This is a genomic window from Shimia sp. (genome assembly GCF_041624275.1).
Classification (GTDB): Bacteria; Pseudomonadota; Alphaproteobacteria; order Rhodobacterales; family Rhodobacteraceae; genus Shimia.
The window spans coordinates 1-6,120 of record NZ_JBFJVE010000176.1; the positions used below are offsets into that span (position 1 = coordinate 1).

6 protein-coding genes are annotated in these 6,120 nt (G+C 67.6%); 3 read left to right on the top strand and 3 right to left on the bottom strand.

Annotated elements, in window-relative coordinates:
* Nucleotides 1–681, top strand: a 681-nt coding sequence (locus ABZD10_RS12595) for a M20/M25/M40 family metallo-hydrolase (protein WP_372886952.1), incomplete at its 5' end; no start/stop codon positions are given.
* Between the two features lie 28 nt (nucleotides 682–709).
* Nucleotides 710–1,276 (top strand): TIGR04282 family arsenosugar biosynthesis glycosyltransferase, encoded by a 567-nt coding sequence (locus tag ABZD10_RS12600; RefSeq protein WP_372886958.1) that lies wholly within the window; start codon nucleotides 710–712, stop codon nucleotides 1,274–1,276.
* A gap of 57 nt (nucleotides 1,277–1,333) precedes the next feature.
* On the opposite strand, the gene ABZD10_RS12605 is transcribed toward ABZD10_RS12600, so the two are convergent.
* The 3 genes from ABZD10_RS12605 to ABZD10_RS12615 are packed head-to-tail and all read right to left on the bottom strand — an operon-like array spanning nucleotide 1,334 to nucleotide 5,021.
* Entirely contained in the window at nucleotides 1,334–2,818 is a 1,485-nt protein-coding gene (locus ABZD10_RS12605; protein ID WP_372886953.1) for a heme biosynthesis protein HemY, read from the bottom strand.
* 10 nt (nucleotides 2,819–2,828) lie between these two features.
* The gene (locus tag ABZD10_RS12610) at nucleotides 2,829–4,241 is read right to left on the bottom strand and encodes a hypothetical protein (protein ID WP_372886954.1); all 1,413 of its coding nucleotides are present in this window, start codon (nucleotides 4,239–4,241) and stop codon (nucleotides 2,829–2,831) included.
* A 51-nt stretch (nucleotides 4,242–4,292) separates the two neighbouring features.
* A complete protein-coding gene (locus ABZD10_RS12615) occupies nucleotides 4,293–5,021 on the bottom strand; it encodes a uroporphyrinogen-III synthase (protein WP_372886955.1) in 729 nt (242 codons plus the stop codon).
* Between the two features lie 74 nt (nucleotides 5,022–5,095).
* On the opposite strand from ABZD10_RS12615, the gene tsaD reads away from it, so the two are divergent.
* The coding region (gene tsaD / locus ABZD10_RS12620; RefSeq protein ID WP_372886956.1) for a tRNA (adenosine(37)-N6)-threonylcarbamoyltransferase complex transferase subunit TsaD at nucleotides 5,096–6,120 on the top strand (1,025 nt) is incomplete at its 3' end.

The following is a 6,120-nucleotide window of genomic DNA, read 5'->3' on the forward strand; positions in this document are numbered from 1 at the left end:
GAAAAAATGTCGGTCTGTCTTGTCGGCGAGCCGACCTGCCCCGACGAGATGGGCGAGATGATGAAGATCGGCCGCCGCGGCTCGCTCACTGCCTATTTCACCTTCACCGGCATCCAGGGGCACGCCGCCTATCCGCACCGGGCCAGGAACCCGCTGCCCGCCATGGCGCGGCTGATGCACAGGCTTTCCTCGCACCAGCTTGATACCGGCACCGCGCATTTCGATGCCTCGACCCTGGCCGTGGTCACCATGGACACCGGCAACCCGGCAACCAACGTGATCCCCGCGACCTGCCGGTCCACCGTCAACATCCGCTTCAACGATGCCCATACCGGCGCCGGCCTGACCCGGTGGCTTCAGGCCGAATACGAGACTGTTGCAGCCGAAACCGGGGTCAAGGTCGATATGGAGGTGAAGATCTCGGGCGAAAGTTTCATCACGCCGCCCGGTGCGCTGTCGGAGCTCGTGGCGAAATCGGTCGCGGCCGAAACCGGGCGGGTGCCGGCGCTTTCGACCAGCGGTGGCACCTCGGATGCGCGTTTCGTGCAGCATCATTGTCCGGTGGTCGAATTCGGCCTTGTCGGCAAGACCATGCATCAGGTCGACGAACGGGTGCCGGTGGCGCAGATCGACCAGCTGAAAGCGATCTATTCGCGCATTCTCAGTGACTATTTCGCCTGAAAACCGCTGGCGGCCGCGTCTGGTCGTGATGGTGAAAGAGCCCCGACCCGGCCGGGTCAAGACCCGTCTGGGGCGTGACATCGGGATGACGAACGCCGCCTGGTGGTTCCGCCACCAAAGCGCCGCCCTGTTGCGCCGCGTCGTCGATCCGCGCTGGGATTGCTGGCTTGCGGTAACGCCGGAAACAGAGGGTCTGAACAGCCGGATCTGGCCATCGCATCTCAACAAGATCCCGCAGGGGCCCGGCGATCTCGGCGCCCGCATGGCGCGCCTGTTCCGGCGGGTTCCGCCCGGCCCGCTCTGCATCATCGGCGCCGATATTCCCGGCATCACCCGGCAGCACGTGGCGCGGGCCTTCAACCGCCTCGGCGATCATGACGCGGTCTTCGGTCCGGCCAGCGACGGCGGCTACTGGCTGATCGGCCTCAAACGCACCGCCCCGGCCCCGGCCGGCTTTCTGCAGGGCGTGCGCTGGTCGTCCGACCGGGCGCTGGCCGACAGTCTCGCCACCCTGCCGGGATGCCGGATCGCCCGCATCGACACCCTGAACGACGTCGATCACGCCGCCGACCTGATCCGGTTGCGGTCGGAATGAAACAAAAAGGGCGCGCCGGTCCCGGCACGCCCCCTGGCAACAGTTCCAGCAATGCGGTCAGACCCGCGCGGGCTGTTGCGGGCTTTCGCTCTCCTCGGTGACGATCTCGGCCTCGATCGGCGCCGCATCTTCGTCGTCATCGCGGTCTTCGTCGCCCCTGTCTTCCAGTGCGCCGACGATCAGCGGCAGCATTTCCACCCCGGTCGGGCTGGCCACCTCGGACACCGGCGGCGCGGTCCAGGACAGGGTGTCGAAACTCTGGCAATTGTCGCAGACCGGCGCCCATTCGGCATGGATGTTGTGGCAGTTGTCACAGACCCACTGCGGACCGCGCGGCGCGGTCAGCGCCTTGGCCAGCCAGCCCTTGACCACCGCGTCACTGCCGCCCTCGCCGCGCTCGATCGCCGCCATGATGGTCAGCGAGCGGGTGGTCGGATCGGTCTCGATCAGATCGCCCAGCGCGCGCCGCGCCTCGGGGAAATCCTCGGCCGCGATTTGCAGCTCGGCCATCAGCATCCGGGTCTCGGGGTGATCGGGGGTCGACTTGGTCAGGGCACGGAAACGCTTGATCCGCGCCGCCGGCGCCTCGTCGGCCTCGATCGCCGCGAAGGCCGCCGCCAGCTCGGGGTGCGGCTGCGCCTCCCAGGCCTTTTTCAGCACCCGCGTCGCATAGCGCGGCTTGCCCTGCTCGATATAGCCATGCGCCGCCCGGACCGCCGCCGGGATCAGGTCGGGCGACAGGCGGTTGGCCTCGATCGCCGCCTCGCGGGCCTCGATCGGCTTGGCATCGTCAAGAATGTCCTTGGCCTGGCTCAGCGCCAGCACCGCGTCGCGGCGGCGATGCACGTCGCGCGGCAGCGAGCCGCTGCGCAGCTTGGCCGCCAGCGTCTTGCGGGCGCCGGTCCAGTTGCCGGTCTCGGCCTGAAGTTTCAGCAGGATGTCCTGGGTCTCTTCGTGGCGCGGCTTCAGCGCAAAGGCCGTCTCGGCCAGTTTCAGCGCGGTGTCGGTATTGCCCTCGCCCAATTGCTGGCGCATCAGGCCGCGCACCCCGACAAAGCGGGTCGAATCATTGCCCAGCAGCTTCTTGTAGACCTCGGTCGCCTTGCGCCGGTCGCCCGACAGTTCGGCCGCCTGCGCGGTCAGAAGGTTGGTCAGCTCGGGCTTTTTCAGCAGACGCTCGGCCTTGCGTGCCTTTTCCATCGCCGTGCGCCCCTCGCCCGAGGCCAGCGCCAGCACCCCGTCGGACAGCGCCTGATAGCCCTTGCGCTCGCGATTGCGGTCAAAGAACCGGCTCAGCGCGGTCTCGTCCCCGTTGAGGAACTTCAGCACCGCCACCGACAGCGAGGCCAGTTTCAACAGCACCCAGAGCAGCACCACCAGAACAATCAGCGCGATCACTGCCTGTAGCGGCCCAAGGGTATATTCCACGCCGGCAACGGTGATCATCACGCCGCCTTCGCTCTCCATCAGGTAGCCTGCGCCATAGGTCAGGCCGGCGATCGCGGCGACGAAGAGCAGGATTTTAATCAGAGACCACAGCATGCAATCACCTTCACTTTGAATTCAGGGTTCTGGCCAGGGCATCGACCGCCGACAGGGCGGCCAGCCGGCTTGCCGCCATTTGACGCCAGTCGCCCATCGCCGCCTGCGCGCCCTCCGGCAGGGCGGCAAGTTCGTCCAGCGCCGCGCTCAGGCGGTTTTCGCGCAGCGCCGCCTCGGCACGGGACAGGATCGCATCTGCGTCCTCGCCTTCCTTGGGCTGGGTCGAACGCGCGCCAAGCTGCGACTTGAAGAACAGCTCGAGCCGGTTGGCGACCCCGGCGTCGGCGGATTTCTCGGCCTTGCGCGCCTCGGCCAGCGCCGGGCGGGCAAAGTCGGGATAGCGGTCGATCAGAACCGCCTGGGTCACGACCCCGGTCTCGGCATTTTGCGAAAGCTCGGCCGGAATCGCCACGCCCGAGACACTGGCCAGTTCGGTCAGCGCCGCGCGATAGGGCACCCCGGCATCAACGGCCGAGACCACCCGGGTCAGCGCCGCCTGGGCCAGCGTTTCCTGCGCGGTGCGGGTCGAGGTCGCCTTCAGCTGTTCCGCCTCGGCCAGCTGCTCGGCCACCAGGCTGCGCAGTTTTTCCACTTCTTTCTCATAGGCCTCGATCGCCGCCGAAGAGGCGCCCTCGCTCATCGGGCGCTTTTCGGCCTCGATCACGCGCCCCTCGAGGGTCAGCAGTTTGCCGCCCAGCTCTTCGACACGCTGCGACAGGGCCGCCATGCGGGCATTGCTGTCATCGACCGCGCCCTTGGCCGCCGCCATCTGGTCGGCCGCGCCGCCGGCAATCGCCTGCTGGGCGGTCTGCAATTGCGACATCAGGGCGCTCTGCGCTTCGAGCTTTTCGGTCAGCGCGGCGATCTCCTCGTCAGCGCCGCCGCCGAACAGGATGCCCTCGGTCTGAAGATAGGTCGCGGCGCCAAAGCCCAGAGCGGCGGCCACCACGCCCCCCAGAACCAGCGGCACGAAACCGCCGCGCGCCTTTTCGGGCGGGGCCTCGGCGGAAACCGCCGGCTCGGTCGTTTCGGGGTCTGCCGGGTTCTTGGCCGGGTTCTTGGCCGGGTCTGTCTCTTCGGCTTCCGCGTCGGCTTCGCCGTCCTTGGCCTCGGCTGTCTCTGCGTCGGAAGCGCCGGGCGCCTCGCCGTCTTCTGCCGTGTCTTCTGCCGCTTGGTCCTCGGCCGGGGCGGGTTCGTTTGGCGCGTCGCCCGCACTGTCTTCGGGGGCGTCATCTTCGGCGGCGTCGCGGGACGGCTCTTCCAGTTGCAGCGCCTCTGCGGGTTCATCCCCCGCCGGCTCTGCTCCCGCGTCGATCTCGGCGGCTGTCTCTTCCACGATCTCGGCGTCGATAATGTCGTCCGTCTTGCCCGCGTTGTCGGGCCGAGCGTCTTCCGGCTTGTCGGTCTTGTCTGGCTTGGCCACCCCGGTTCACCCTTTCGAATCCGTTGGTTTCTGCAAATGCACAATCTAAAACTAAGGAGAGTTTTCACCACTCTCAATGCCATATGCGGCATTTATGACCTGTCGTATCGCCGCAACCATGGCCTCGGCGTCCGGCGCGGCAGAGACCACCATGCGATGCGGCGACAGCGCCGCCGCCTCGGCGGCCACCGCGTCGCTCATCGCGACCACGACCAGCGGCGCGGCAAAGGGCCCCTGCTGCACCAGCTGCGCCGCCGAACGGGGCGAAAAAAGCGGCACGATCACGGGGCTTTCGCCGCCCAGGCAGTGCCGCGCCCGACCCGACAGCGGTTTGCTGATCTGCCGGTAGACAGTGATTTCACGTGTGTCCAGACCCGCTTCGCCAAGCCGCTGTGCCAGATTTCCGCGGGCAAACTCGCCGCGGAAATGCACCAGCGGCAGCCCGAGCCCGCCGGCCGCGTGATCGGCCAATATCCGCCGCAGCAGCGCCTCGGCGTCGCCATCCGCGGAAATCGCCTGCCAGCCCTTGTCGTGCGCCGCCCGCGCGGTGGCCCCGCCCACGCACCAGGCCGGCGCCGCCCGCCCCGCGACCGCATCGACCCCGTTGCGCGAGGTGAAGATCGCGCCGCCAAAGCGGGCCGGCAGCTCATGCGCCACCGGCGCGATCGCCTGAACCGGGGAAATCACCACCTCGGCGGCGAGATCGGCCAGCCTTTCGGCAAAGGCCCGCGCGGCGGGCAAGGGCCGCGTCAGCAGGATTTTCGGGGTTTCAGGGGTCATTCGACTGGCCAGCATTGTTCCCGGACACCATTCGGTGTTACCTGCCCGGGACGCTTGGTGCAACGGCATTGGACATGACAGACAACCTCACCATTCTCGGGCTCGAAAGCAGCTGCGACGACACCGCGGCGGCGATCATCCGCCAGACCGGCGAGGCCGCACCAGGCATTCTTGCCTCGGTGGTGCACGGGCAGACCGAACTGCACGCCGATTTCGGCGGCGTGGTGCCCGAAATCGCCGCCCGCGCCCATGCCGAGAAACTGGATATCTGCATCGAAGAGGCGCTGGAACAATCGGGTCTGGCGCTGAGCGACATGGATGCCATCGCCGTCACCGCCGGCCCCGGCCTGATCGGCGGCGTGTTGTCGGGCGTGATGTGCGCCAAGGGTCTGGCGGCCGGGCTTGGGATTCCGCTGGTCGGGGTCAACCATCTTGCCGGCCACGCGCTGACCCCGCGCCTGACCGACCAGGTGGCCTTTCCCTATCTGATGCTGCTGGTCTCGGGCGGGCATTGCCAGTTCCTGATCGCCCATGGCCCCGAAAGCTTTTCGCGCCTCGGCGGCACCATCGACGATGCCCCGGGCGAGGCTTTCGACAAGACCGCCCGCCTGTTGGGTCTGCCGCAACCGGGCGGCCCCTCGGTTCAAAAGGCGGCGGAAACAGGTGATGCCAAGCGCTTCCGCTTTCCCCGCCCGCTTCTGGACCGGCCGGGCTGCGACATGTCCTTTTCCGGTCTCAAGACCGCCCTGCTGCGCGCCCGCGACGCGGTGATTGCCGAAAAACAGGGTCTGACCCAGCAGGATCAGGCCGATCTCTGCGCCGGGTTCCAGGCCGCTGTCGTCGACGTGCTGGCCGAGAAAACCCGCCGCGCGCTGGCCACCTACCTCGAAGATGCCCCTGCCGAGCCGCTGCTGGCGGTGGCGGGGGGTGTTGCGGCAAACACCGCCATTCGGGCAATGTTAGAGACTGTTTGTGCCGAAATGGGCGTGACCTTCACCGCCCCGCCTCTGGCGCTTTGCACCGACAATGCGGCGATGATCGCCTATGCCGGGCTGGAACGGTTCCGCAGCGGGCAGCGCGACGACATGACATTGATGGC